The organism is Kribbella lupini (genome assembly GCF_039529595.1).
GTDB lineage: Bacteria > Actinomycetota > Actinomycetes > Propionibacteriales > Kribbellaceae > Kribbella > Kribbella lupini.
In genome coordinates this window covers 444179-468627 of record NZ_BAAANC010000004.1, presented here as the reverse complement: position 1 = coordinate 468627, position 24449 = coordinate 444179, and the positions used below count along the sequence as shown (strand labels likewise).

Sequence of the window (24449 nt, the reverse complement as noted above, 5' to 3'; positions counted from 1 at the left end):
GCCCTATGACTGAGCCACGCGAGACCCCGGTGACCCCCGACAGCGGGCAGGACGGCCTGCCCGAGCAGATGCGGGTCCGCCGGGAGAAGCGTGACCGGCTGCTCGCCGAGGGGGTGCAGCCCTACCCGATCACGGTCCCGCGGACGCATCTGCTGAAGGACCTGCGGGCCAAGTACGACGCTCAGGAGCTCGCGCCGGACACCCGGACCGGGGAACAGGTCGCGGTCGCCGGTCGGGTCATCTTCCTGCGCAACACCGGCAAGCTGTGCTTCGTCCGGCTCCGGGAGGGCGACGGGACCGAGCTGCAGGTGATGCTGTCGCTGGCCGACATCGGCGAGGAGGAGCTGGCCCGGTTCAAGGCGCTGGTCGACATCGGCGACCTGCTGTCGGTGCAGGGCGAGGTGATCACCAGCCGGCGCGGTGAGCTGTCGGTCCAGGCGACCGCCTGGCAGATGGCGGCCAAGACGCTGCGCCCGCTGCCCAACGAGCACCACCCGCTGAGCGAGGAAGCCCGGGTCCGGATGCGGTACGTCGACCTGATCGTGCGGCCGGAGGCCCGCGACATGGTGCGGACCAAGGCGACCGTGCTCAAGTCGCTGCGCCAGACCTTCGACGACGAGGGGTTCGTCGAGGTGGAGACCCCGGTGCTGCAGCTGACCAACGGCGGCGCCGCGGCCCGGCCGTTCCGGACCCACCTGAACGCCTTCGACCAGGACATGCTGCTGCGGATCGCGCTCGAGCTCGACCTCAAGCGGGCGATGATCGGCGGCGTCGACCGGGTCTACGAGATCGGCCGGACGTTCCGCAACGAGGGCCTGGACTCCACCCATGCCGCGGAATTCTCGATGATCGAGGCCTACCAGGCCTACGGTGATTACGACTCCATGAAGACTTTGACCCGGGATCTGGTCCTCAATGCGGGAGAGGCGTTGGGTCGTACGACCGTCACTGGGCGCGACGGTTCGGAGATCGACCTGACCCTGCCGTGGCGCTCGGCGAGTGTTTTCGACCTGATCTCGGAAGCGGTCGGTGAAGCCGTCGACGTGACCACCGACGCGGCCACGCTGACCAAGCTCGCCGAGCAGCACCAGGTCGAGTTGCAGCCCGGATGGAATGCCGGCGAGATCGCTCTGGAGCTGTACGAGAAGCTGGTCGAGCACACCTTGATCCAGCCCACCTACGTGCAGGACTACCCGGCCGCGGTCCGGCCGCTGGCCAAGCCGCACCGGACCACCGAGGGACTGGTCGAGGCCTTCGACCTGATCATCAACGGGGTCGAGCTGGCGCCGGCGTACACCGAGTTGAACGATCCAGTCATTCAGCGTGAACGCCTGGTGGCACAGTCGATGCTGGCCGCCGCCGGCGATCCCGAGGCGATGGAGCTGGACGAGGACTTCCTGCGCGCGATGGAGTTCGGGATGCCGCCGGCCGGTGGACTCGGGATGGGCCTGGACCGGCTGATCATGCTGTTCACCGAGGCCGGGATCCGGGAGACGATTCTCTTCCCGTTGCTGCGTCCGGAGTGAGCTGGAAACAGTCCCCGGCGGCTGTTGCTTAGCACAACCATCGGCCAGTTCAATTTCCGGGTCCATTCCGTTGCGGACGCATACGGTGAGTGACGGGGTTTTAAGTCACATCTTTCCCTACATTCCGCCTGTTGAATGACAACACCGGGGTTTGTGCGGTACAAATCAGGGGGAAGCCAAAAAGTAGGGGGATTGTGCCCGGTGGCGGGCGCGGAAAGGACTGTCATCGATGGCGCAAAGGGTCCAGGTAGTTCTCGAGGACGATCTCGACGGTGGTAAGGCCGACGAGACCGTGACCTTCGGATTGGACGGCACGACGTACGAGATCGACCTGTCCAAGAAGAACGCCGCCAAACTGCGCGACGCGCTGTCCGGGTACGTCGGGGTGGCCCGCAAGGTGGCCGGCCGTCGCGGTCCGGCCGGTCGCAGCGGTCGCGGCCGGGGCCGGTCGGCGACCGACTCCGCGGACATCCGCGCGTGGGCCAAGGACAACGGCTACGAGGTCAGCGAGCGCGGCCGGATCTCGGCCGAGGTGCGCGCGGCGTACAACGAGGCGAAGTAGTCCCCTGCGGATTCGGCCTCCGGGTCGCGCTGGTGAGAGCAAACGGTCCCGGTGCCTGCGACAGGCACCGGGACCGTCCGCATTCCGGTTGTTTCACACTGTGGACACTTCCGGGGACACGCCGTACGCAAGGTGCCTTCCGGGGCAGCTACCGCCACGAATTCGCTGGTGGCGAACACCGGGCGCGCCGGGAACACCGTGGCGGGCCCAGAGGTTGTTCCCTTGTGATCCCCAGTGGGCGGCCGGCGAGAGGTCTTCGCTTGTTCGCTGAGAGCGAGCCTGTCGATGCCGGGGACTAGCATGCATGTACGGGGGTCGGCCTACACGGCACGTCCGACTCCTCTGAGGCAAGGAGCGCTTTGGCGATGTTTGAACGATTTACGGACCGCGCCCGTCGGGTAGTCGTCCTGGCCCAGGAAGAGGCCAGGATGCTCAGCCACAACTACATCGGGACCGAGCACATCCTGCTCGGCCTGATCCACGAGGGTGAGGGTGTCGCCGCCAAGGCTCTGGAAAGTCTTGGTATCTCGCTGGAGGCTGTCCGTTCCCAGGTCGAGGAGATCATCGGCCAGGGACAGCAGGCTCCGAGCGGGCACATCCCGTTCACCCCTCGCGCCAAGAAGGTGTTGGAGCTCTCCCTGCGTGAGGCCCTGCAACTGGGCCACAACTACATCGGCACCGAGCACATTCTGCTCGGCCTCATCCGCGAGGGTGAGGGTGTCGCCGCGCAGGTCCTGGTCAAGCTCGGCGCGGACCTGAACAAGGTCCGGCAGCAGGTCATCCAGCTGCTGAGCGGGTACCAGGGCAAGGAGACGGCCTCGGCCGGCGCCGGGGCCACCGAAGGTGCTCCCAGCAGCTCCCTGGTGCTCGACCAGTTCGGCCGGAACTACACCCAGTCCGCCCGCGAATCGAAGCTCGACCCGGTGATCGGGCGCGAGACCGAGATCGAGCGGGTCATGCAGGTGTTGTCCCGCCGTACCAAGAACAACCCTGTCCTGATCGGTGAGCCGGGCGTCGGCAAGACCGCGATCGTGGAGGGTCTGGCCCAGCAGATCGTCCGCGGTGACGTCCCCGAGACGCTGAAGGACAAGCAGATCTACAGCCTCGACCTGGGCGCCCTGGTGGCCGGTTCGCGCTACCGCGGTGACTTCGAGGAACGCCTGAAGAAGGTGCTCAAGGAGATCCGCACCCGCGGCGACATCGTGCTGTTCATCGACGAGATCCACACCCTCGTCGGGGCCGGCGCGGCCGAGGGCGCGATCGACGCCGCGAGCATCCTGAAGCCGATGCTGGCCCGCGGCGAGCTGCAGACCATCGGCGCGACGACCCTCGACGAGTACCGCAAGTACGTCGAGAAGGACGCCGCGCTGGAGCGCCGGTTCCAGCCGATCCAGGTCGCCGAGCCCTCGATCGCGCACACGATCGAGATCCTCAAGGGCCTGCGCGACCGCTACGAGGCGCACCACCGGGTGACCATCACCGATGCCGCGCTGGTGAACGCCGCGCAGCTGGCCGACCGGTACATCTCCGACCGGTTCCTCCCGGACAAGGCGATCGACCTGATCGACGAGGCCGGGGCCCGGTTGCGGATCCGCCGGATGACCGCTCCGCCGGACCTGCGCGAGTTCGACGAGAAGATCGCGAACGTGCGCCGGGAGAAGGAGTCGGCGATCGACGCCCAGGACTTCGAGCGGGCGGCTTCTCTGCGCGACGACGAGAAGAAGCTGATCAACGCGAAGGCCGAGCGCGAGAAGCAGTGGAAGGCCGGCGACATGGACGTCGTCGCCGAGGTGGACGAGGAGCTGATCGCCGAGGTGCTCAGCACCGCGACCGGCATCCCCGTCTTCAAGCTGACCGAGGAGGAGTCCTCGCGGCTGCTGGACATGGAGAAGGAGCTGGCCAAGCGGTACGTCGGCCAGACCGACGCCGTCAAGGCGCTGTCGCGGTCGATCCGGCGTACCCGCGCCGGTCTGAAGGACCCGCGGCGGCCGAGCGGCTCGTTCATCTTCGCCGGCCCGTCCGGTGTCGGTAAGACCGAGCTGTCGAAGGCGCTGACCGAGTTCCTGTTCGGCGACGAGAGCGCGCTGATCAGCCTCGACATGTCGGAGTACTCCGAGAAGCACACGGCCTCGCGCCTGTTCGGTTCGCCTCCCGGGTACGTCGGCTACGAAGAGGGCGGCCAGCTCACCGAGAAGGTCCGGCGCAAGCCGTTCAGCGTGGTGCTGTTCGACGAGGTCGAGAAGGCCCACCCGGACATCTTCAACTCGCTGCTGCAGATCCTGGACGAAGGTCGCCTGACCGACGCCCAGGGCCGGGTGGTCGACTTCAAGAACACCGTCATCATCATGACCACGAACCTGGGCACCCGGGACATCGCCAAGGCCGTCAGCCTCGGCTTCTCCCAGGTCGGAGACGTCTCCGGTTCGTACGAGAAGATGAAGGCGAAGGTCACCGAGGAGCTCAAGCAGCACTTCCGGCCCGAGTTCCTGAACCGCGTCGACGAGATCGTCGTCTTCCACCAGCACGGCAAGGAAGAGATCGTCCGGATCGTCGACCTGATGGTCGCCCAGGTGGAGGAGCGCCTCAAGGACAAGGACATGGGCATCGAGCTCACGCCCGCGGCCAAGGCCCTCGTCGCCGACCGCGGCTTCGACCCGGTCCTCGGTGCCCGCCCGCTGCGCCGCGCCCTCCAGCGCGACGTCGAGGACGTGCTCGCCGAGAAGATCCTGTTCGGGGAACTGCGCCCCGGCCAGATCGTCCTGGTCGACGTCGCCCCCGAAGGCACCGTCAGCTCCGACGGGCTCCCGGAGTACTTCACGTTCACCGGAACCCAGAAGAGCACGCCTGACCTGGAGCTCACCGAGATCGCCGGCGGCGGCACGGGAATCCAGGACAGCTGATCAGCTAGCTGACGAAGGACCCCGCGGACTGATGTCCGCGGGGTCTTTTGTTGTGTGCTGGGGTAATCCGATTGCTGGTCGTTCGGGGTGGGCGGGACGATGCGGTGATGGAGATCAGGCAGATCGAGCCGGGCGACGCCGTGGGGTTGGGGCGGTGGTACGACCTGCGGGTGGTAGTGGCTCGGCATGATCTGCCGGACTGTGCGGTGCCGGGTCGGCGGGAGCATCTGGCTCGGTTCGAGTACCTCTGGCCTTCGGTGGACGAGGAGGCGGTGCTGGCCTGGGACGGCGGCCTGGCGGTTGGCGCTGCGTCGTACGAGCTGCCTCAGGTGGAGAACCTGCGGATGGTCTACCTGGACCTGATCGTGCATCCGGAGCACCGGCGTCGCGGTATCGGGACGAGGCTGCTGGACGAGGTGTACGCGGCCGCGCGACGGCACGGGCGGAGTCTGATCGAGGTGCATGCGGTACGGACGTTGCCCGGCGGGGTTACTCGCGACGAGGCCGGCTACCGGTATCTCACCAACCGCGCCCACCAGCCCGGCGCCACCGACATCAGGTCCCGGCTCGACCTCGATCTGGCCGACACCGAGGCGATCCTCGGCGAGGCGCGGGCCCACGCCGGCGGGTACTCGCTCGTGCAGTGGCGCGACGCCGTACCGGATGAGCTCGTCGACGACGTCGCCGCGCTCCAGAGCCGCCTCATGCTCGACGCCCCCACCGGCGACTTGGCGGTCGAGCAGCAGGTGTACGACGCCGCCCGCGTACGCCGCCAGGAGGCGACCGAACTCGGCCGCGGCCACCGCTCCTACTCGACCGCAGCCCGCCACGACGCCACCGGCCGGATCGTCGCCCGCACCAAGCTCGCCTTCGAGGCCGACGACAACACCCACGCCCGCCAGCGCACCACCATCGTCGAGCCCACCCACCGAGGCCACCGCCTCGGCCTGCTCGTGAAGGCGGCCAACCACGCTTACGCCGAGTCCAACGAACCAGCCCTCCGAGCCATCGACGCCTGGAACGCCGAAGACAACACCCCCATGCGAGCAGTCAACACAGCCCTCGGCTTCCGGCCAGTCGACCGCTGGTCGGTCTTCCAGCTCCCGGTCCCGGCTCCGTAGCCGCGCGTAGGTCACTACGGAATCCGCAGACACTCGCATTGGCGCACTCCAGGTCGCCAGCGGCGTACTGGCCCAAGTGGCTCAGCTGCGGAGCGCCGTGACACTTTCCAGCAGGCCGAGATGTTCGAGAGCGTCCAAGACGTCCTCGACAGTGCTCGGGCGGATCCAGGCGTCGGCCATGCGTTGGACCTGCGCGTAGACCTCCTGCCGGTTGAGATCGATCAAGTCATGGACGAATTCGTCGGCGTTCCGGGTCTCGAGGTTCCACGGGGTCAGCGCGGCGCGCGGGAAGTGCTTCGTGTTCTCGGTGACGATCACCTGCGCGTGCGCCTTGATCGCTGCCGCGAACACGTGCCGGTCGTCTGGGTCGGGAAGGTCCAGGCTGTCGATCAGCGGTTCGTAGCCGGTGACCCGCACGTCGCGGATCGCCTTGTTCATCAGCTCCCGGGTGCGGTCGAGCTTGGCCGGGTCGAGGTCGGGGCGGTCGATCCGGAGATTGCGGAAGGTCTCGTCGAGGATCTGGTCAGTCCATTTCGCCTGGACGAGGCCGGCCTGTGCGACGCGGATCAACAGGTCGCGCAAGCTGTTCGGGTAGAGGACGTTGGAGTCGTAGACGACGATGAACGGCACGTCAGTACAGGCCCATGTCCTGGTTGAGCTCGGTGAGTTCGTCGGCGACCTCGCGGCGCTCGTGATCGTCCTTGCGCCGATACTCGAGCAGGGAGTCGGCGCGGACGCGACGGTGGCTCCCGACCTTGCGGAAGGCGATCTCGCCGGCGTCCAGCAGGCCGATGAGGTGTGGCCTGGAGACGTTCAACAGGTCGGCTGCCTGTTGCGTCGTCAGCTCGGCGTGGGCGGGAACAACCGTGACGCCTTGGCCGGCCGCCATGTGGGCGAGGACCCGGGCCAGGAGTTCGACCGCGCTGCGGGGGATGGCGAGGGTGTCGTCGGGATCGCCGCCGACGACGACCCGGATGTCGCGTTCGTCGGTGTGGTCGGCGAGGTAGCGCTTGACCCGGCGCATGGCGACGTCGGCGGTCCTGACCTCGGCGGCGTCCGGGCGCGCGGTCGCGGGTTCTGCTGCGTTCATGACCTCTCCTCTCGTCCATCTGCAGTATCCGCAACAAACGCAATAAGCGCAAAAGCCGGAGTGTCGGTCACAATGAGTGGGAACTCGCAGCAAAGTGGTTGCTGACAGCCACAGGGCTCGTTGAGGAGGCCGGGATGGCACGCCGTAAGCATCGAGCGAAAGCTCTGGTCGCCGGGTGGTGGCGGGTGGTGGCTGTCTTGTGTGGGGTGCTGGCTGTGGCCGGGGTGGCTACGGCTGTGGTGCTGTGGCGATCGGGGGATGAGGCGCCTGGTGCTGGGGCGACTCCGGCGCCTGAGCGGGTGGTGGGGATCAGTACGCCGGTGGCTGGTGGGCAGGTTTCGCAGGTGGAGCGGCTGGTGGGGACCGTGCGGGGGCTGCGGGCGGGGGAAGAGGTGTGGGTGCTGATTCGGCGGGCGGCGGCGCAGGAGGCCTACTATCCGGCGTCGGGGCCGTGTCTGACTGCTGGTGAGGCGCTGACGTGCCCGGACGTGACGATCGGCGGTACGGCCTCCACGGGGACCTTTGAGTTGGTGCCGGTGGTGGTGGACGGCGACGGGCAGCGGGCGTTGGTCGACTACCTGCGGGGGGCGGGGAAGCAGTCGAGCGGGCCCGGGCTGGCGGGGGTGCCGCGGGGGACGGTCGCGCAGGGGCCGACGGTCACGGTGTCCCGCCGGCCCTGAGCTGTGCAGGCTTCCCTTCCGAGCCCCCGAGCCCCCGAGCCCCCGAGCGCGCGAGCCCGCGAGCCCCTGAGCCGCGAGCCGCGGTGACCTGCCGGCCCGGAGGGGCTGGAGCGGCCGGAGCCGCCGGACCCGGTCGGCTGAGCCGTACGGCGTACCGGCCGGCTGGCTAGGCGCACGTCGGGCAGGGCTTGCGGCGGCGGTAGTAGTAGGCGGCTGTGGCGACCGCCAGGGAGGCGCCCCAGAGGGGGAACGGGAACAGGGCCAGGTGGCCGAGGTTGGTGAGGAGGGACTCCTCGGGGAGCCAGAGCAGCTGGCCGAGGGAGAGGCTGCTGACCAGGAGGCAGGCGGCGACTGTGGTGGCGGGGATCAGGGCGGCCTTCAGGGGGACCGGACGGCCGGCGAGGAACGGGATCAAGCGGGGCCAGGTTTCGCCCCACGGGCGGATCAGGCCGAGGGTGACGATGCCGGAGGTCAGGGCGACCACGCCGAGGCCCAGGCCGAACAGCTTCAGGCCGGGGTTGGCGTCGAGGGTGGCGGAGTCGATGCCTAAGCCGACCGGCGTCGGGAGTAGCCAGGTCAGGCGGACGAGCGCGTAGGGCATCGGGCAGAGGGCGGCGATGATCGTGGCCCAGAAGCCCCAGCGGCGGGCGGACTCGGGATCGGTCCAGTGCGGGGGCCCGCCGAGCGGATCAGCACCAGCCCGAACACCGGCCGCGTCGTGAGAACGCCCGCAGTGCAGGCAGCGGCCGCGCACGGCGCGAAGCGTCCGGACGCCCAGGGCGACCCAGCCGGCGCCCAGCAGCAAGGCGCCGAAGACGAACAGCGGGTCGGTGCCGATGCGTTCAGGCACGTCCGCCAGAGCGGAGCCGAGTTCGCGAAAGGCCTGCCAGTCGAACAGGCCGGTAGTGAACTGCAGCACGGCAACAAGCGCGAGCACACCGAGCAGCAGCACCCGAGTGACCGGCTGGCGCCAAGCACCGGCGACCAGGAACGCGAAGGCGACCGGCAGACCGACCAGCACCAGCAGGTACCCGACGACGATGATGACGGTCATGCTCGGTGCGAGCACGCCGAAGACGACGGCTTGCAGCGCGGTGAAGAGCAGCAACGGCCGGTACGCCGACGGCGTCCACGTGGTCTGCGTGTGCCCGAGAGCAGCCGGTACGCCGAGGAACCCGAGCACGGCCACGAGTCCGGCGCCCACGTCCGTCGAGACGAACGCGAGCAGCGAGATGCGGTCGCCGTCAGCTCTGGTCGGTCCGAACGGGTAGTCCAGCGGACCGCCGAGCAACCAGGTCAAGCCGAGTACGCCGTACAGGAGGGACAGCGCGGCCACCGCCACCGGGAGGCGGCTGGTGCGGGTAGGTCTGGCGGTGGTGACGGTCATGACTTCCTCCGGTGCTCGTGTGGTTCCACGGTGCGACCGGAGGGGCCTCGAGCACCTCCGTCCTGCGAGGGGTTCGGCTCCCTCGCACGGGTGAACTTCAGCGGTTCTGACGGAGACGCCGTACGGCGGTTGCGACCTCCTCGGCGTCCGGCTCGACCGGATGCGGTTGGTCGGCGATGAGCTGCGCACTGGCGCAGAGCAACCAGATCAGGCCGGTGACGAGTGCCACCGCCGGACCAGGCCCAGGCCAGGTGTCGCTGAGAGCGCTGGCGGTGTTGGCCTGCCAGCCGCCGGCCGCGTAGATCAGTCCGACGACTCCGGAGACAGCGGCCGCGGCCTGGGCCAGCTGGCCGGGCGGGAGAGCCAGAGCCAGTACGGCGGCCAGCAGCCCGGCCAGCCAAGCCAGAGCCAGCGTCGGCTGGGTCTCGATGCCCAGCTGCCAGACGGATTGACCAAGACGTCGGCTGAAAGCCCACGGCAGCAGGAGCGCAACCCCAGCCGGCAGAGTGGCGAGCAGCGTGGCCAGAGCGAACCAGCGGTGCTGACCGACCGAGAGCCGACGCTCGGCCTGCTCGACCAAGTGGGGAAGCGCTTCGTCGGGCAGGCTCATCGGATCGGTTCCAGACGGACGGTGTCGTGGCCGAGCGCGAAGTACAGGCTCGTGCCGATCGGGGTGACGTCGTCCGCGGCCTGCGGGACGCCGTCGGCCGGTCCGGCGATGACTGTGACCCGGCCGGGGCCGTCGACCCGGGTGAGATGCGTGCCGTCGTAGACCCAGGGCCTGCCGTCCGGCCCGGTGAACCAGGTGCCGTCAGTCGTCCGCTCGGCCGCGGGGACGCCAGCAGCCGACACCGGCCACCCAGTCGACGAGCCGCCGAGGAGGACGGTCTCCCGGCCGTCGGGCTCGACCTGGATCAATCTCTCGCCGAGGACCATCGCGATCGCGCCGGACGGCAGCTGGGCCAGGGCCCGGAGTTTCCCGTTCACCTGAAGGCGTTTCACCGTAGGCCCGTAGAAGTTGTACTGCCCACCGCCGATCGCGTTCACCAGGAGGTCGCCCGCCGCGGCAGCCGATTCGCCGCGCTGATCAGGGGCCGTCGGCAACGGATCACGCAGCACGGTCGCCTTCCCGGACTTCAGGTGGACGGCCAGTTGGTACGACGGCTTGGCGCGGCCGGCGACAGTCCACCAGACACCGCCCTGCCCATCAGGAGCCCACACGTGCGCGGCATTCGGCACCCGCATCCGCACCAGCCGGCCGCCGGCGTCCAAGGCCAGCTGCGAGCCAGTCCCCGGGACTGCCTTGCCTGCTTGGCCTTCCACATCCACCGGCGGATCCACCAGGGGCACAGGTGACACCACACTCATCCGGTACGACGTACTGCCACCAGCCGGCTTGCGCCGATCGCACCGGGCCGACGGCTCACCAGCGGCCGGGTACGACGCCGCCGACGCAGCCGCATCCGGTACGACGAGCACCTGGTCCCCGCCACCCGGCGAGACCCCCAGTACGACGGACCCGTCGGGCCGGGCCTCGATGCTGTCCACTCCGGCGACACGACTCGGTAGCGGCCGCAGTACGCCGTCCGGCGTGACCACCGCGGTCGGAGCACTCCCACCGAGCCACAGGTTGCCGCGCACATCCACCGCGAACGCCTCGACGGTCAGCGACGAGCTGGCCGCGTCCCGACTCAGAGGACAGCCGGCAGGTGCGACTCCGGCGAGCTGCGCGACTCCTGAGCCCGGTCGGTGAAGAGCGAGACCGGTCTGGCTCGTCCGCCAGGCCACCGTGCCGTCCGGCCCGGTGGAGACCGAGTTGCCGGGAGCACCAGGCCCGGGGTTCACCAGGAAGTCGTCGAGCTTCATCCCGGGCCGCAGCTCAGCAGCCGGGATCTCCCACGTGCTGGTGCCACCCCAGATGACGACCGAGCGGTCCGCGTTCCGGTGGGTGAGGGCCGGTCCGGTGCCGCTGGCGAGGACCTCGACGCCAGGCGTCACGTAGTACCGGCCGTCGGGGTCGCGGTGACTGAGGCTGATGTCCGCCGAGACCAGGTTGAGCGGGACCGCCAGGACAGCCCACGGCCGGTTGCCGGCGCCTCCGGCGAGCAGCAGCATCCGGTGGTCGGCGACACCGAGCAGAGCCGGCGGTGTGGAGCCATGGCTCAGTGCGACCTGGGGCAGCGCGACACCGTCGGCATAGGCGAAGACCGTCGAGCCCTCCGAACCGGTCCGGCCGAGCAGCCACTCACCTGGTGTGCCGTCGAGGTTGCCGGCGATGGAGTCGAGCGGGTCCGACGTACCGATCGCCACGCGCATGCCCATGGGGTCTTCGAGCTGACCGCCGTTGAGGTTCAGCAGGCGGTGCGGTGACCCGGCCGCGACCTCAGGCTCGTACGCCGCGGCAGCAGCCTGGGGTACGAGCAGTCCGCCGACCAGGCCGAGCACAGCCGCCGCCGCGACCGCCGCGAGCTGACGCAACGGCAGGAGACCAAGGACCAGAAGCAGTACGCCAAGCAAGAGCGCGAGCCAAGCGCCGATGCCCGGCTGGTAGCCGACGCCGTCCGGTAGACGCGGCGGGAGCTGCACGAGCGAGTGGAGTGTGCCGACCACAGTCAGCGCTCCGGTCGCGGTAGCGGCTGTCCGTCGTACGAGGGGCAGGTCAGTGACAGAAAGGGCGAGAGTGCCGGCGGCCAGTACGGCGACGAGCACGGCCCACGTCAGCGCGTACGGCAGCTCCCACAGCTGGGAGCGGAGCAGACCCGCCTCGGCACCCGCCGGGCCGAGCGCGACCGGGTCCACCAACTCGCGCCAGGGGAGCAGGGTCGACAGGAGCAGAAGTGCCGACGCCGCGGCGGTCAGGACCGCCGCGACGGACCGCCGAGGGGGTCCAGGAGTGACGAAATCGCAGAGCTGGACAAAGGTTGCCCGCAATTCGGACTGGTTCAGCGGCTGGTCCGAAGATTTTTCGGGACGCTCGGGGAGCAGCTCGTCGACCGGTACGCCGCGGGTCGCCCAGTGCGCGCAGACCGTCGCGGCCAGCACTCCGCAGACGACCGCACCGATCACAGCCGGTGAGGTGGCGCAGCCGGATCGGCCCTGGACCACCAGACCAGTCCAGACCACAGCGGTGAGCGCGGTCAGTCCCACGGAGGCCCAGCCGCGTACCTGCCGTCGTACCGCGATTTTGTCCGCCCACAAGCGATCCGCGAGGACGACGACCAGCATCGCGAGCGGCAACGCGAGGGCCGGACCACGCCCGCTGACTGGTTGGGTCGTGGCTCGCCAGAGGTAACAGCCTGTGCTTGGGGAGCCCGGGAGCAGCACCGAAACCGCTGCGGTCACAGCGAGTCCGGCGAGTGCTGGACCGTGCCACCCTGTCCGTCGTACGGTCACGCGGTGCCGCAGCCGCTGCACCTGGAGCAGGCCCGTTGCGGCCTTCGATTCAGTGGGAAGATCACGCAACGGCATAAAAAAGAAGCTACCCGTAGCCGGTTGTGGCTCGTTGTAAGAGCATGACTGCGCCAAGTGGACCCGGACTGTTGGAGAGGGGGCCGGAGATGGAATCATCTCGTCGCATGGACGCACCGCGTCTGCCCCTGACCCAGGAACCGGTCGTCGACGCCGGTTCCTTTGGCGTGCGGCAAGCGGGCGGCGTGCTGGAGCGCGCGCAGCGGATCGCCGACACCCTGCGCGAGCAGGCCGAGCACGAGAACGACTCCGCCCTGCGCGAGGCCGAGGAGATCCGGGCCCAGGCCGAGCAGTTCAGGGCCGCGGCCGAGAGCGAGGCCCAGAAGCTCCGGGCCGACGCGTCCGCGTCCGCCGAACGCCTGCTCGCCGACGCCGAGCGGGCGGCCGAGAAGTTGCGGACCGACGCCGAGAACGAGTCCGAGCGGGTCCGCACCGAGGCGGCCGAGGAGGCCGAGCAGCTGCGCGCGACGGCGACCGCCGAGGTGGCCAAGCTGCGGGCCGACACCGCGGCCGAGGTGCAGCGCCTCCGGGACGAGGCCGACGCCGAGGTGGCGAAGGTCCGGGCCGACGCGACCAGTACGGCGGAACGCCTGAAGACCGAGTCCGAGTCGGCGGCCGAGCAGTTGCGGGTCGAGGTCGACGACGAGGTGACCCGGCGCCGGAGCGAGTCGGAGGCCGCGGCGGACAAGCTGCGCACCGAGACCCAGGCGGCGGCCGACGAGCTGCGGGCCGAGTCCCAGGCCGCGGCGGCCCGCCGGATCGCGGACGCCGAGATGACGGCGGCGCGGATCAAGGCCGACGCCGACAACCACCGCGGCGAGGCGGAGGCGGCGGCCGAGCAGGTCCGGACCGAGTCCGAGGCGACGGCCGAGAAGCTGCGCGCCGACTCCGAGGCCGCGGCGGCCCAGCTGAAGGCCGACTCCGAGGCGGCGGCCGCGAAGGTGCAGGCCGATTCGGAAGCAGCCGCGGCGAAGCTCAAGGCGGATTCCGAAGCCGAGGCGGAGAGGCTGCGGTCCGAGTCCGAAGCCGCTGCCGAGAAGCTGAAGGCCGAGACCCAGGCCGCCGTCGACAAGCTGAAGGAAGAGACCGAGGCCGAGGCCGCGCGGCGGATCGCCGAGGCCGAGAAGGCCGCGGCGCAGATCAAGGCCGACGCCGACGAGCTGATCGTCGAGGCGCGCGAAGCCCGCGAGGCCGCGGCGCAGAACGTCGAGCGAGCCGGCCGCGAGGCGCAGCAGTTGGTCGCCGACGCCGGTGAGCAGGCCGCGCTGGTGTCGCAGGCCGCCGTACGGGCCGAGGCCGATCTGATCTCACGCGCCGAGACCGAGGCGAAGGACCTGCGGATCGCCGTCGAGCGCGAGGTCGAGGCGGCCCGGGAGAAGGCGCGCAGCGAGATCACCGAGGCGCACGCCGAGATCGAGCGGCTGCGCGGCGAGAACCGGGCCGAGCTGGAACGGCGTACGGCCGAGCTGGAGGAGACCGAGCGGGCCAAGCTGGCCGCGATCTCCCTGGAGATCGACAAGCTCCGGGCCGAGGCCGTCGAGGACATCGCCCGGCAGAAGTCCGAGGCCGAGGCGGCCAACGAGCGGCTGATGGCCGACGCCCGCGCCCAGGCCAAGCTGGTCGTCGACAGCATCGAGGCGGACCGCCGGACGGCGTCCGCGGAGGCGCAGCGGATCGTCGAGGACGCCAACAAGGCCGCCGAGGTCGCGATGGCCGAAGCCGAGAAGCAGACCGCGTGGACGAAGAAGACGGTCGCCGAGCTGGTCTCCGCGGCCGAGTCCGAGGCGCAGGCGATCCGGGAGAAGGCCGCGGCCGAGGCGACCGAGCTGATGCGCGAGAAGCGGGCGCACCTGCGCCGCGTGGTCAGCCGCTCGACGAGCCGGCTGAAGGCGACCCAGGAAGAGATCACCCGGCAGAACGCCGAGCAGACCACCCAGGCCAACGCCGCGCTCAAGCAGGCGACCGCGCAGGCCGAGGCCGCGCTGGAGAACGCCGCTCAGCAGGCCGAGCGGGTCACCGTCCAGGCACAGGCCAAGGCCGAGCGGCTGAAGGCGACCGCCGAGGCCGAGGCCAAAGAGATCGTCGACCGGGCCAACCGCCGGGTCGCCGAGGCCGAGGCCAGCACGCAGGTACTGCGCGAGCGCGCCGCGAACGACCTGGCCGACGCGCAGCGCCAGTCGCACGACCTGATCCGCAAGTCCCGCGCCGAGGCGCAGCAGCTCGAGGCGCAGGCCCGCGCGCACGCCGACGAGCTGCGGTCGCAGGCCCGAAAACTTCTCGCCGACGCCGAGGCGAGGGTCGCCGCGCTGAACCAGCGCCGCGACGAGATCACCAAGGAGCTCACCCAGCTTTCGGGTGTGATCGAGGCACTCGCTGTACCCGGCTTCCGCGTTGATGGTGGAATGTCCTCCAGCGAGGGTTCCACGGGGGAATCAGGATGAGGACGTGACAGTCAGATCCTTGTCAGTGACAATGTGTGATCCACCCACCAGTCGAAGTGAGCATCTGAAGACATGAGCAGTGAAGCACCAACCCCGTTCCGCACCGTTCTGCGTGGCTACGAGCCGGCCCAGGTGGATCAGCACGTTCGGGAGCTGACCACCTCGCTGACCGCACTCCAGCAGCAGTCCGAGCAGTTGCAGCGCCACGTGCAGGAGCTGCAGACCCGGACCGACGCGGCCGAGTCGGCTGTCATCTCGGCGCAGGAGGACAACAAGGACCGTGCGCCGACGTTCACCGAGTTCGGTGAGCGCGTCGCCAAGATCCTGTCGCTGGCCGACGACGAGGCGCGCGACCTGGTCACCCGGGCCCGCACCGACGCCGAGGCGATCGTCGCCGACGCCGAGGCGCACGCGAAGAAGGTCCGCAAGGAGGCCGAGCAGTACTCCCTGGACTGGAAGAGCGAGGTCGACGCCGAGGCTGCCCGGATCCTCGAGGAGGCCCGGACCCAGGCCGACGACATGCGCGACGAGGCCGAGCGCGACGCGAACGCGCGGCGCAGCGAGGCGCAGGCGCTGTACGAGCAGGAGCGGGCGAAGTCCGCCCAGGCCGCGGCCGCCTTCGAGACCACCCTGGCCGAGCGCCGCGGCAAGGTCGAGCAGGAGTTCGCCGCCCGGACGGCGCTGGCCGAGCAGCAGCTGGCCGCGGTCACCGACCGCGCCGCCCAGGTGCAGCGCGAGGCCGACCGGTCCCGGTCCGAGGCGGAGCGCCTGGCCCAGCAGCAGCTGGCCGACGCGAACCGTCAGGCGCAGGAGATCGTCGCCGCCGCGAAGGACAAGTCGGAGCGGATCCGCGCCGAGTCCGAGCGCGAGCTCGCCGCCGCGACGCAGCGCCGGGACAGCATCAACGCGCAGCTGACCAACGTCCGCCAGATGCTGGCGACGCTGTCCGGCAGCCCGGCGATGCCGCTCGACCTGCTCGCCGACGACGAGGACGAGACCGCCACGTCCAGCAAGAAGAACTGAGCAGACTCCACCACTGCTCCGTCGCGTTGAGGCCGGCCCTCCCCTCGGGGAGAAGCCGGCCTCAAGCATGCTCTCACCCAGGTGGTGGGAATGGGAGGGGTAGGGGTGCGGCCGCCCCGAGGCGTGCGCTTCGCGCCGCCAACCGCCGGCTGCGCCGCCAACCGCCGGCTGCGCCGCCAACCGCCGGCTGCGCCGCCAACCGCCGGCTGCGCCGCGAACCGCCAACCGCCGGCTGCGCCGCCAACCGCCGGCTGCGCCGCCAACCGCCGGCTGCGCCGCGAACCGCCAACCGCCGGCTGCGCCGCCAACCGCCGGCTGCGCCGCGAACCGCCAACCGCCGGCTGCGCCGCCAACCGCCGGCTGCGCCGGGAACCGCCCCCAACCGCCGGCTGCGCCGGGAACCGCCCCCAACCGCCGGCTGCGCCGCGCCGTCACCCGCCGGCTGCGCCCGCCGCTGCTCCTGCGTCGCCGTGCCTGCGCTGCGCCCCGCCTGCGTGTGGGCGGGCTACTGCGGGAGCTGGTAGCGCTTTCGTGCGAGTGGCTCGACCAGGCCGTCTGCGATCAAGCCGTCCAGAGCTCTTTCGCGTTGCACGTTGTCCGGCCAGCAGGCGTCCAGGGTCTTCTTGGGGACCGGCCCGCTGGCAGCGCGTAGTACGGCGAGGAGGCGGCCTCGGACCTGGCGGTCGGTGCCTTCGTAGGTCTGGCCCTTGCGCGCTGGGCCGTCGTACGGCGGGGAGCCGGCCAGGAGCCAGGCGCACTGGGTGCTGATCGGGCACCGGACGCAGCGGGGGACTCGGGCCGTGCAGACCAGGGCGCCGAGCTCCATGGTCGCCACGGCCCAGCGGGCGGCGACGCTCTCCTCGGCGGGCAGCGCGGTGACTGCCAGGCGCTGGTCGGCGGCAGTGGGGGAGATCGTCGGCTGTGCGACCCCGGTGAGGGCCCGGGCGAAGACCCGGCGCACGTTGGTGTCCACGACCGCGTGCCGCTGGCCGAAGGCGAACGAGGCGATGGCAGCCGCCGTGTAGGTGCCGACACCAGGCAGAGCCAACAGTGCAGCGTGGTCCGACGGCACCTCCCCGCCGTGCAGCTCCACGATCGCCTTGGCGGCCGCGTGCAGCCGGAGGGCCCTCCGGGGGTAGCCGAGCCGGTCCCAGGCCCGTACGGCCTCACCAGGCGGCTCTGCGGCCAGGTCACCCGGCTTGGGCCACCTGCGCATCCACGCGTCGTACGCCGGCAGCACCCGCGCGACCGGTGTCTGCTGCAGCATGAACTCGCTGACCATCACCGCCCAGGCCCCGGCATCCGGCTCCCGCCAGGGCAGCGTGCGGGCGTTGGCGGCGTACCACTGCAGCACGGGGGCGTGCAAGGCCGAAGCGGGGGAAAGCGGCGAGTCTGACATGTCGGGGTCAATCCTGACATTAAGGTGCGGACATGAGCAGCATGCTCCGTCCGGTCGGGCACCTGCCTGCCAGCGTCTACTGGTTCCGCAGGGGCCTGCTGCTGGTCGCCCTGGTGGTCGTGCTGGTGCTGTTCGGTCGGCTGATCGGCGGAGGCGGCGACAAGCCCGAGAACACCGCGGCCAACGGTCCGCAGCAGGGTGAGACTCCCGCGGCCCCGGTCGACCCGACCAGTACGCCGTCGACCGACGAGCAGACCCCGGTCAAGACCCCCACCGGCAAGCCGACGCAGAAGCCGACGGACAAGCCGAGCACTCCGGAGACCCCGAAGACGCCCGAGGCGCCGAAGGACTGCGCCGGCCGCGACGTCCGCGTGAACGTCCTGCCCGCGGTCCGGTCGATCAAGTCCGGCGGTGCGCTGAACTTCGCCGTCCAGCTCAGCGCCGTCCGCGCCGAGTGCAAGGCCGCGATCGACCCGACGCTGCTCTCGCTGACGATCACCTCCGGCGCGGACCAGATCTGGTCCACCACGCAGTGCGAGCAGACCGTGCCGCGGGCCACCTTCCTCGTTGCCAAGGGCAAGCAATCCACCAGCACGGTCGCCTGGGACGGACGCCGGTCCGGCCCCGGCTGCCTGCCGGGACAGCCGCTGGCCAAGCCCGGCACCTACGTGGCCAAGGCCGTGTACGACGGACAGGCGTCCGCCGCACAGGCCTTCTACATCGTCGCCGCCTGAGACTGCGCCGGCCGCGACGCCCGCGGTCCCGGCCGCCGATGCCGAGCTCGAACTAGTCCGCTTCGACCTTCGCCGTACTCGCGTAGGCCTTGTCCTGCAGGTGCAGCGGCCGCGTGAAGAACAGCGCGGCGACCAGACCGATGATCAGCACCGCCGCCGGCAGCATCAACGACTGCGCCATCGCGTCGCTGAACCCCTGGTGGATCGCCTCCGGCAACTTCCCGGCGAAGCTCGGCTCCGACGACGCCCCACCCGGCGCGGCCGGCAGGTTCGCGACCAGCCGCGACTCCATCAGTACGGCGATGCCCGCGCTGCCGAGGACCGCGCCGACCTGACGCGTCGTGTTGTAGACGCCCGCGCCCGCGCCGGCCTGGTGGTACGGCAGGTTCCGCGTCGCGGTCGTGCCGAGCGGCGCCCACATGAACCCGTTCGCCACACCCAGCAAGGCGATCGGCAGCAGCAGTTGCCAGATCGGCACGGTCGGCTCCATCACCTGGCTGAGCCAGAACAACGACACCGAGCAGCACAGCAGCCCGAAGCCGGCGATGAACCGCGGCGGCGCCTTGTCGGTGAGCCGCCCGACGAACGGCGCCAGCGCCCCGGAGATCACGGCCATCGGGACCAGCAGCAACGCCGCCCGGGTCGGGCTCAGGCCGCGCACGCTCTGGGCGTACAGCATCAGCGGGAACGTCATCGCGGTGATCGCGAACCCGACGGTGGTGATCGCGGTGTTGGCCAGCGAGAAGTTCCGGTCCTTGAACAGCGACAGCGGCAGCAGCGGCTCGCCCTTGTTCTTCGCCTGCCAGAGCAGGAAGCCCGCGATCACGACCAGCCCGGCGATGATCAGCGACCAGACCGAGATCGGCCCGGTGATCTGACCCCAGTCGTACTTCTGCCCTTCCTGGATGCCGAACACCAGGCAGAACAGGCCGATCGAGCTCAGCGCGACGCCGAGCAGGTCGAACTTGTGCTCGTTGGTCGGCAGGTTCGGTACCAGCCGCAGCGCCAGCACGAAACCGACGATGCCGACCGGCGCGTTGATGAAGAAGATCCACTGCCAGCCGAGCCCGTCGACCAGGACGCCGCCGAGGATCGGGCCGACCAGCGTGGCCACGCCGGCCGTCGCGCCCCACAGGCTCATCGCCCGGCCGCGCTGGTCGGCCGGGAAGATCCGGGTGATCACGGCCATCGTCTGCGGCGTCATCATCGACGCCCCGAGGCCCTGGAAGATCCGGGCCACGATCAGCATCTCGATCGAGTTGGTCAGCCCGCACCAGATCGACGCCAGCGTGAACAGCGTCAGGCCGGTCAGGTAGAGCTTCTTCGGGCCGAACCGGTCCCCGAGCCGGCCGGTGATCAGCAGCGGTACGGCGTACGCGAGCAGGTAGGCGCTGGTCACCCAGACCACGCTGCTGACGTCCGCGTCCAGGTCGGTCAGGATCGCCGGCGTCGCCACCGACACGATGGTCGAGTCGACCAGGATCATGAAGAAGCCGAGCACCAGCGCCCACAGCGCCGGCCACGGCCGCACGTCGGGCCTCACTTGCGGTGTTGCCATGAAAGATCCTTGCTCTCGATGCGGTGGATGAGGGTGGCCAGCCAGTCGCGTTCGGCGGCCAGCACCGCCCGTTGGTAGTCCGCGGCGACCCAGAACTGCTCCGGGACCTGCCGTTCGGTGACCTCGGCGATCGAGGCGTGCAGCTCGGCCAGCTCGGCGTCGAGGGCGGCCAGCCGCTGCCGGAACGCCCCGGCCGCGTCGTCGGGCTCGAGGTTGTGCGCCTCGCTCAGGACGACGGGGAACAGCGGGTACTCGTACACGTAGTTCTCGATCCCGGTCCGCACCCGCTCCGCGAGGGCCCGTTTCCCGGCCGGGGTGATCTCGTACGTCGTCCGCTCGGGGCGGTTGCCCGCGCGTTCGGTGCCGGTCGCGTGCACGAGTTCCTGCCCAGCCAGCCGCTCGACGGTGTGGTAGAGCGAGCCGGGCTTCACCTTCAGCAGCCGGTCGTTCCGCCGCTGCAGGAGGAGCTGGTACATCTCGTACGCGTGCATCCCGCGCTCGTCCAGCAACGCGAGCACCGCGATCCCCAGAGGCGTCAGTTCCGCCACGTCTCCCACTCCGACTATTCCGTGCGAACTATTCCACATGGAGTATTACGCGCCCGCTGCCCCGGAAGCAAGTTCACGCGGGCGCGACGCCGGGATCATTTGGTGGGTGAACCCATGAAGAAGCCCGTTGGCCCACGGAATTTCGGTGGGCCAACGGGCGAGCTCGTGGGTTGACCCACGAAATGCGGAGAGGTGGGGAGGCGCGGGCGAGGGGGAGCCGAGCGGTGTGGAGGTGGGGGCTAGACGTAGCGCTCGAGGATGCTGGACTCGGCCAGGCGGGACAGGCCCTCGCGGACCGTGCGGGCGCGGTTCTCGCCGACGCCGTCGACGGTCTGCAGGTCGTCGATGCTCGCGGCGAGCAGCTTCTGCAGGTGGCCGAAGTGCTCGATCAGGCGGTCAATGACCGCGCCGGGCAGGCGCGGGACCTTGGCGAGCAGCCGGTACCCGCGCGGGGTGACGGCCGCGTCCAGCTGCTCGGCCCCACCGAGCTGCAGGGCCCGCGCGACCTGGCCGATGTCCAGCAGGTCGGTCGGGCTGACCGCGTCCAGCTCCAGCAGTACGTCGTCCGCCGTCTTGGCCTTGCGACCGGTCGCGGGCGGCAGGTAGTCCCGGACGACGAGCTCGCGCTCACCGGCGACGCCGGCGACGAGCTCGTTCAGCTGCAGCGTGAGCAGCCGGCCGTCGGTGCCGAGCTCGACCACGTAGCCGTCAATCTCGGTGGCGATCCGGCGGACCATCTCGAGGCGCTGGGCGACGGCGGCGACGTCCCGGACGGTGACCAGGTCCTCGATCTCCAGCGCCGACAGCGTGCCGGAGACCTCGTCCAGACGCAGCTTGTACCGCTCGAGGGTGGCCAGGGCCTGGTTCGCCCGGGACAGGATCGCGCCCGAGTCCTCCAGCACGTAGCGCTGGTCGTCGACGTACAGCGCGATGATGTGCATCGACTGCGACACCGAGATGACCGGGAAGCCGGTCTGCCGGGCGACGCGGTCGGCGGTGCGGTGCCGGGTCCCGGTCTCCTCGGTGTGGATCGACGGGTCCGGCATCAGGTGCACGGCGGCGCGCAGCATCCGGCTCATGTCGCGGTCGAGGATGATCGCGCCGTCCATCTTGCTCAGCTCACGCAGGCCGGTGGCGGTGAACGGAACCTCGATCTCGAACCCACCGGTCGAGATGGAGTCGACGACCTTGTCCTGTCCGAGGACCAGCAGGGCGCCGGTGCGCCCGCGCAGGATTCGTTCCAGGCCTTCACGCAGTTCGGTACCGGGCGCCACGGCGGCGAGGGTCGCACGCATCCGGGCGTCGGTGCTGTTCTTGTCGGAGTTCGGGGCCACGATCCCTGAGTCTATGCGGGTCGGCGCCGTGGTGTGAGCGAAAGCCCCCGGAGCGACGACTCCTGGTCCGGGCGTTTGCAAACGCCCGTGCATCCGAATGTGCACTCGACGCGTGCAACACCGTTTCCCGCGTACGGGCTCAGGTTTCCGGTCCTCGGCGGCACCGGAAACCTTCGGCGGTCAGTCATCCGGCGGGCGAAAACTCGCACACGCCGTACGGCGAGTCTCAGGGGCAGCGGATGATCTGACCGGCGTACGACAGGCCGCCGCCGAAGCCGAACAGCAGCACCGGGGCGCCGACCGGGATCTCGCGGCGCTCGACCAGCTTGGACAGCGCGATCGGGATGCTGGCCGCCGAGGTGTTGCCGGACTCGACCACGTCCCGGGCGACGACCGCGTTGATCGCGCCGAGCTTCTTGGCCAGCGGGTCGATGATCCGCAGGTTGGCCTGGTGCAGGACGACGCCGCCGAGGTCCTCGGGGACGATGCCGCCCTTCTCGCAGACCTCCTTGGCGATCGCCGGCAGCTGGGTCGTGGTCCAGCGGAAGACGCTCTGCCCATTCTGCGCGAACTTGCCGCCGCCCTCGATCCGGACCGCGTCCGACATCTCCGGCACCGAACCCCACACCACCGGGCCGACCCCGGCCTCGTCGCTGGCCTCCAGGACGAGCGCGCCGGCGCCGTCGCCGACCAGGACGCAGGTGGTCCGGTCGGTCCAGTCGGTGAAGTCGGACAGCTTCTCGACGCCGATCACCAGCGCCTTCGACGCCGCACCGGCGCGGATCGCGTGGTCCGCCGTCGCGAGTGCGTGGCTGAAGCCGGAGCAGGCCGTGTTGATGTCGAGGGCGGCCGGGTGGCCGAGGCCGAGGCGGGCGGCGACGCGGGCGGCGATGTTGGGCGAGCGGTCGATCGCCGTACATGTGGCGACCACGACGTAGTCGATCTCGGCCTTGTCCAGCCCGGCGTTCGCGATCGCCTTCTCGGCCGCCCGCCAGGCCATCTCGTCGACCTGCTCGTCGGGCGCCGCGATCCGGCGCTCCTTGATCCCGACCCGGCTCTGGATCCACTCGTCGTTGGTGTCCACCATCGTGGCGAGCTCGGCGTTGGTGAGCACCCGCTCGGGCTGGTAGTGGCCGAGCGCGACAACTCTGGATCCGGTCATGGAGGCTCCTTCGTGGGCGGCCGCGGGGAGGGGTGGGCCGTCCACCAGAGTACGTAATGGCGACTCAGGGTGTGGACACCCGTCTCACGCTTGTGAGAGGGATTACAGAATCCCCGCGGCGTGCATCGCGGCCCGGATGTCGCCCGCGGCGAAGACCCGCAGGCCGTACTTGGCCTGCATGTCGAGCGGCTTCAGGTCCTTGCCACGGTTCGGTACGTCGGCCGGCACGATCGCCTTGGTGAAGCCGAGCCGGGCCGCCTCGGCCAGCCGCTTCTCCAGGCCGCCGACCCGGCGCACCTCGCCGGCCAGACCCACCTCGCCGATCGCGATCAGGCCGGGGTGGATCGGCTTGTCGGTGACCGACGAGGCGACCGCGATCGCCACCGCCAGGTCCGCGACCGGCTCGGTGATCTTCACCCCGCCAACGGTCGCGACGTACACCTCGTGGTCGTGCAGCTTCACGCCCGCCCGGTTGCCCAGCACGGCGAGCACCATCGCGACCCGGGACGACTCCAGCCCGGAGGTCGTGCGCCGGGGCTGCGGCGCCGAGGACGGCCCGACCAGCGCCTGCACCTCGGCCAGCAACGGTCGGCGGCCCTCCATCATCACCGTCACGCACGTGCCGGCGACCGGCTCGGAGTGCTCGGAGACGAACAGGCCGGTCGGGTCGCTGACCTCGACGATGCCGGTGTCGACCATGTCGAAGCAGCCGACCTCGTCGGACGGGCCGAACCGGTTCTTGGTCGCGCGCACCATCCGGAAGCCGGAGTGCCGGTCGCCGTCGAACGCGAGCACGACGTCGACCAGGTGCTCCAGCATCCGCGGACCGGCGATCGCGCCGTCCTTGGTGACGTGACCGACCAGGACAACCGCGATGTTGCGCTCCTTGGCCAGCCGGACCAGCGCGCCGGTCACCTCGCGGACCTGCGTGACGCCGCCCGGAGCGCCGTCGACCTCCGGGTGGGCCATCGTCTGCACGGAGTCGATCACCAGGAACGCCGGATCGACCGCGTCGACCTGACCGACCACCGCGCCAAGGTCGGTCTCGGCCGCGAGGAACAACTCGTCGACCAGGGCGTCGGTGCGCCCGGCCCGCAACCGGACCTGCGCCGCGGACTCCTCGCCGGAGACGTAGAGCGTGCGGTGCCCGTTGCGCGCGGACTGGGCCGCGACCTCGAGCAGCAGTGTGGACTTGCCGACGCCGGGCTCACCCGCGAGCAGGATCACCGCGCCCGGGACGACGCCGCCGCCGAGCACGCGGTCGAGCTCGCCGATCCCGGTCGCCCGGGACTCGGCCTCGACCGCGGACACCTGCGCGATCGGCATCGCCGGCGACGAGACCGGGCCGGCGGTGATCCGCGCGGCCTTCGGCGCACCGACCTCGACGACCGTGCCCCAGGCCTGGCACTCGCCGCAGCGCCCGATCCAGCGCGCCGCGCTCCAGCCGCACTCCGTGCACTGGAACGGCGACTTGCCCGCCGCCTTCGACTTGGTCTGCCCCGTCGCCTTCACCATG

At 70.4% G+C, this 24449-nt stretch carries 19 protein-coding genes; 8 read left to right on the top strand and 11 right to left on the bottom strand.

Annotation, left to right across the window (positions count from 1 at the left end; translation table 11 throughout):
* Positions 1-5: 5 nt before the first annotated feature.
* The 4 genes from lysS (at position 6) to ABD235_RS35285 (ending at position 6109) form a co-directional block, all read left to right on the top strand.
* Positions 6-1526 carry a lysine--tRNA ligase gene (lysS, locus tag ABD235_RS35300; protein WP_344182207.1) on the top strand — a complete coding sequence of 507 codons (1521 nt, stop codon included), beginning with the start codon at positions 6-8 and terminating at the stop codon, positions 1524-1526.
* 229 nt (positions 1527-1755) lie between these two features.
* A complete protein-coding gene (locus ABD235_RS35295) occupies positions 1756-2088 on the top strand; it encodes a histone-like nucleoid-structuring protein Lsr2 (protein WP_344182205.1) in 333 nt (110 codons plus the stop codon).
* Positions 2089-2453: 365 nt separating this feature from the next.
* The gene (locus tag ABD235_RS35290; RefSeq protein ID WP_344182203.1) at positions 2454-4988 is read left to right on the top strand and encodes an ATP-dependent Clp protease ATP-binding subunit; all 2535 of its coding nucleotides are present in this window, start codon (positions 2454-2456) and stop codon (positions 4986-4988) included.
* A 107-nt stretch (positions 4989-5095) separates the two neighbouring features.
* Positions 5096-6109 carry a GNAT family N-acetyltransferase gene (locus ABD235_RS35285; RefSeq protein ID WP_344182201.1) on the top strand — a complete coding sequence of 338 codons (1014 nt, stop codon included), beginning with the start codon at positions 5096-5098 and terminating at the stop codon, positions 6107-6109.
* An 81-nt stretch (positions 6110-6190) separates the two neighbouring features.
* Here ABD235_RS35285 and ABD235_RS35280 read toward each other — a convergent pair whose 3' ends face one another.
* Entirely contained in the window at positions 6191-6739 is a 549-nt protein-coding gene (locus ABD235_RS35280; RefSeq protein ID WP_344182199.1) for a VapC50 family PIN domain-containing toxin, read from the bottom strand.
* A 1-nt stretch (position 6740) separates the two neighbouring features.
* Positions 6741-7199, bottom strand: a complete 459-nt coding sequence (locus ABD235_RS35275) for a helix-turn-helix domain-containing protein (RefSeq protein ID WP_344182198.1) — start codon at positions 7197-7199, stop codon at positions 6741-6743.
* A 134-nt stretch (positions 7200-7333) separates the two neighbouring features.
* Here ABD235_RS35275 and ABD235_RS35270 point away from each other — a divergent pair, with 134 nt between their 5' ends.
* Positions 7334-7879 (top strand): hypothetical protein, encoded by a 546-nt coding sequence (locus ABD235_RS35270; RefSeq protein ID WP_344182196.1) that lies wholly within the window; start codon positions 7334-7336, stop codon positions 7877-7879.
* A 166-nt stretch (positions 7880-8045) separates the two neighbouring features.
* Here ABD235_RS35270 and ABD235_RS35265 read toward each other — a convergent pair whose 3' ends face one another.
* The 3 genes from ABD235_RS35265 to ABD235_RS35255 form a co-directional block, all read right to left on the bottom strand.
* Entirely contained in the window at positions 8046-9266 is a 1221-nt protein-coding gene (locus ABD235_RS35265) for a hypothetical protein (RefSeq protein ID WP_344182194.1), read from the bottom strand.
* Between the two features lie 97 nt (positions 9267-9363).
* Entirely contained in the window at positions 9364-9876 is a 513-nt protein-coding gene (locus ABD235_RS35260) for a hypothetical protein (RefSeq protein ID WP_344182192.1), read from the bottom strand.
* Positions 9873-12608 carry a hypothetical protein gene (locus ABD235_RS35255; RefSeq protein WP_344182190.1) on the bottom strand — a complete coding sequence of 912 codons (2736 nt, stop codon included), beginning with the start codon at positions 12606-12608 and terminating at the stop codon, positions 9873-9875. The genes ABD235_RS35260 and ABD235_RS35255 overlap by 4 nt, the downstream gene beginning before the upstream one ends.
* A gap of 233 nt (positions 12609-12841) precedes the next feature.
* On the opposite strand from ABD235_RS35255, the gene ABD235_RS35250 reads away from it, so the two are divergent.
* Together ABD235_RS35250 and ABD235_RS35245 are read left to right on the top strand one after the other, a co-directional pair.
* The gene (locus ABD235_RS35250; RefSeq protein WP_344182188.1) at positions 12842-15175 is read left to right on the top strand and encodes a kinetoplast-associated-like protein; all 2334 of its coding nucleotides are present in this window, start codon (positions 12842-12844) and stop codon (positions 15173-15175) included.
* A 72-nt stretch (positions 15176-15247) separates the two neighbouring features.
* Positions 15248-16198 carry a DivIVA domain-containing protein gene (locus ABD235_RS35245; protein ID WP_184799394.1) on the top strand — a complete coding sequence of 317 codons (951 nt, stop codon included), beginning with the start codon at positions 15248-15250 and terminating at the stop codon, positions 16196-16198.
* A gap of 505 nt (positions 16199-16703) precedes the next feature.
* Here the strand turns inward: ABD235_RS35245 and ABD235_RS35240 are convergent.
* Positions 16704-17597 carry an HhH-GPD family protein gene (locus ABD235_RS35240; protein WP_344182186.1) on the bottom strand — a complete coding sequence of 298 codons (894 nt, stop codon included), beginning with the start codon at positions 17595-17597 and terminating at the stop codon, positions 16704-16706.
* 32 nt (positions 17598-17629) lie between these two features.
* On the opposite strand from ABD235_RS35240, the gene ABD235_RS35235 reads away from it, so the two are divergent.
* Positions 17630-18331 (top strand): hypothetical protein, encoded by a 702-nt coding sequence (locus ABD235_RS35235; protein ID WP_344182184.1) that lies wholly within the window; start codon positions 17630-17632, stop codon positions 18329-18331.
* A 52-nt stretch (positions 18332-18383) separates the two neighbouring features.
* Here ABD235_RS35235 and ABD235_RS35230 read toward each other — a convergent pair whose 3' ends face one another.
* The 5 genes from ABD235_RS35230 to radA form a co-directional block, all read right to left on the bottom strand.
* Positions 18384-19889, bottom strand: coding sequence for a DHA2 family efflux MFS transporter permease subunit (locus ABD235_RS35230; RefSeq protein ID WP_344182182.1), 1506 nt, complete (start codon positions 19887-19889; stop codon positions 18384-18386).
* Positions 19871-20437 (bottom strand): PadR family transcriptional regulator, encoded by a 567-nt coding sequence (locus ABD235_RS35225; RefSeq protein ID WP_344182179.1) that lies wholly within the window; start codon positions 20435-20437, stop codon positions 19871-19873. Before ABD235_RS35225 ends, ABD235_RS35230 begins: the two co-directional genes overlap by 19 nt.
* Before the next feature lie 239 nt (positions 20438-20676).
* Positions 20677-21771 carry a DNA integrity scanning diadenylate cyclase DisA gene (gene disA, locus ABD235_RS35220; protein ID WP_344182177.1) on the bottom strand — a complete coding sequence of 365 codons (1095 nt, stop codon included), beginning with the start codon at positions 21769-21771 and terminating at the stop codon, positions 20677-20679.
* 226 nt (positions 21772-21997) lie between these two features.
* A complete protein-coding gene (locus ABD235_RS35215; RefSeq protein WP_344182175.1) occupies positions 21998-22933 on the bottom strand; it encodes a beta-ketoacyl-ACP synthase III in 936 nt (311 codons plus the stop codon).
* Between the two features lie 102 nt (positions 22934-23035).
* A complete protein-coding gene (gene radA, locus ABD235_RS35210) occupies positions 23036-24448 on the bottom strand; it encodes a DNA repair protein RadA (protein ID WP_344182173.1) in 1413 nt (470 codons plus the stop codon).
* Between the last annotated feature and the right edge of the window lies 1 nt (position 24449).

Coding starts and splice junctions, on each gene's coding strand:
- ABD235_RS35250 (WP_344182188.1), top strand. CDS start 12,842: ATGGACGCACCGCGTCTGCCCCTGACCCAGGAACCGGTCGTCGACGCC.
- ABD235_RS35245 (WP_184799394.1), top strand. CDS start 15,248: ATGAGCAGTGAAGCACCAACCCCGTTCCGCACCGTTCTGCGTGGCTAC.
- lysS (WP_344182207.1), top strand. CDS start 6: ATGACTGAGCCACGCGAGACCCCGGTGACCCCCGACAGCGGGCAGGAC.
- ABD235_RS35265 (WP_344182194.1), bottom strand. CDS start 9,266: ATGACCGTCACCACCGCCAGACCTACCCGCACCAGCCGCCTCCCGGTG.
- ABD235_RS35215 (WP_344182175.1), bottom strand. CDS start 22,933: ATGACCGGATCCAGAGTTGTCGCGCTCGGCCACTACCAGCCCGAGCGG.
- ABD235_RS35260 (WP_344182192.1), bottom strand. CDS start 9,876: ATGAGCCTGCCCGACGAAGCGCTTCCCCACTTGGTCGAGCAGGCCGAG.
- ABD235_RS35240 (WP_344182186.1), bottom strand. CDS start 17,597: ATGTCAGACTCGCCGCTTTCCCCCGCTTCGGCCTTGCACGCCCCCGTG.
- ABD235_RS35230 (WP_344182182.1), bottom strand. CDS start 19,889: ATGGCAACACCGCAAGTGAGGCCCGACGTGCGGCCGTGGCCGGCGCTG.
- ABD235_RS35295 (WP_344182205.1), top strand. CDS start 1,756: ATGGCGCAAAGGGTCCAGGTAGTTCTCGAGGACGATCTCGACGGTGGT.
- radA (WP_344182173.1), bottom strand. CDS start 24,448: ATGGTGAAGGCGACGGGGCAGACCAAGTCGAAGGCGGCGGGCAAGTCG.
- ABD235_RS35270 (WP_344182196.1), top strand. CDS start 7,334: ATGGCACGCCGTAAGCATCGAGCGAAAGCTCTGGTCGCCGGGTGGTGG.
- ABD235_RS35275 (WP_344182198.1), bottom strand. CDS start 7,199: ATGAACGCAGCAGAACCCGCGACCGCGCGCCCGGACGCCGCCGAGGTC.
- ABD235_RS35285 (WP_344182201.1), top strand. CDS start 5,096: ATGGAGATCAGGCAGATCGAGCCGGGCGACGCCGTGGGGTTGGGGCGG.
- ABD235_RS35235 (WP_344182184.1), top strand. CDS start 17,630: ATGAGCAGCATGCTCCGTCCGGTCGGGCACCTGCCTGCCAGCGTCTAC.
- ABD235_RS35290 (WP_344182203.1), top strand. CDS start 2,454: ATGTTTGAACGATTTACGGACCGCGCCCGTCGGGTAGTCGTCCTGGCC.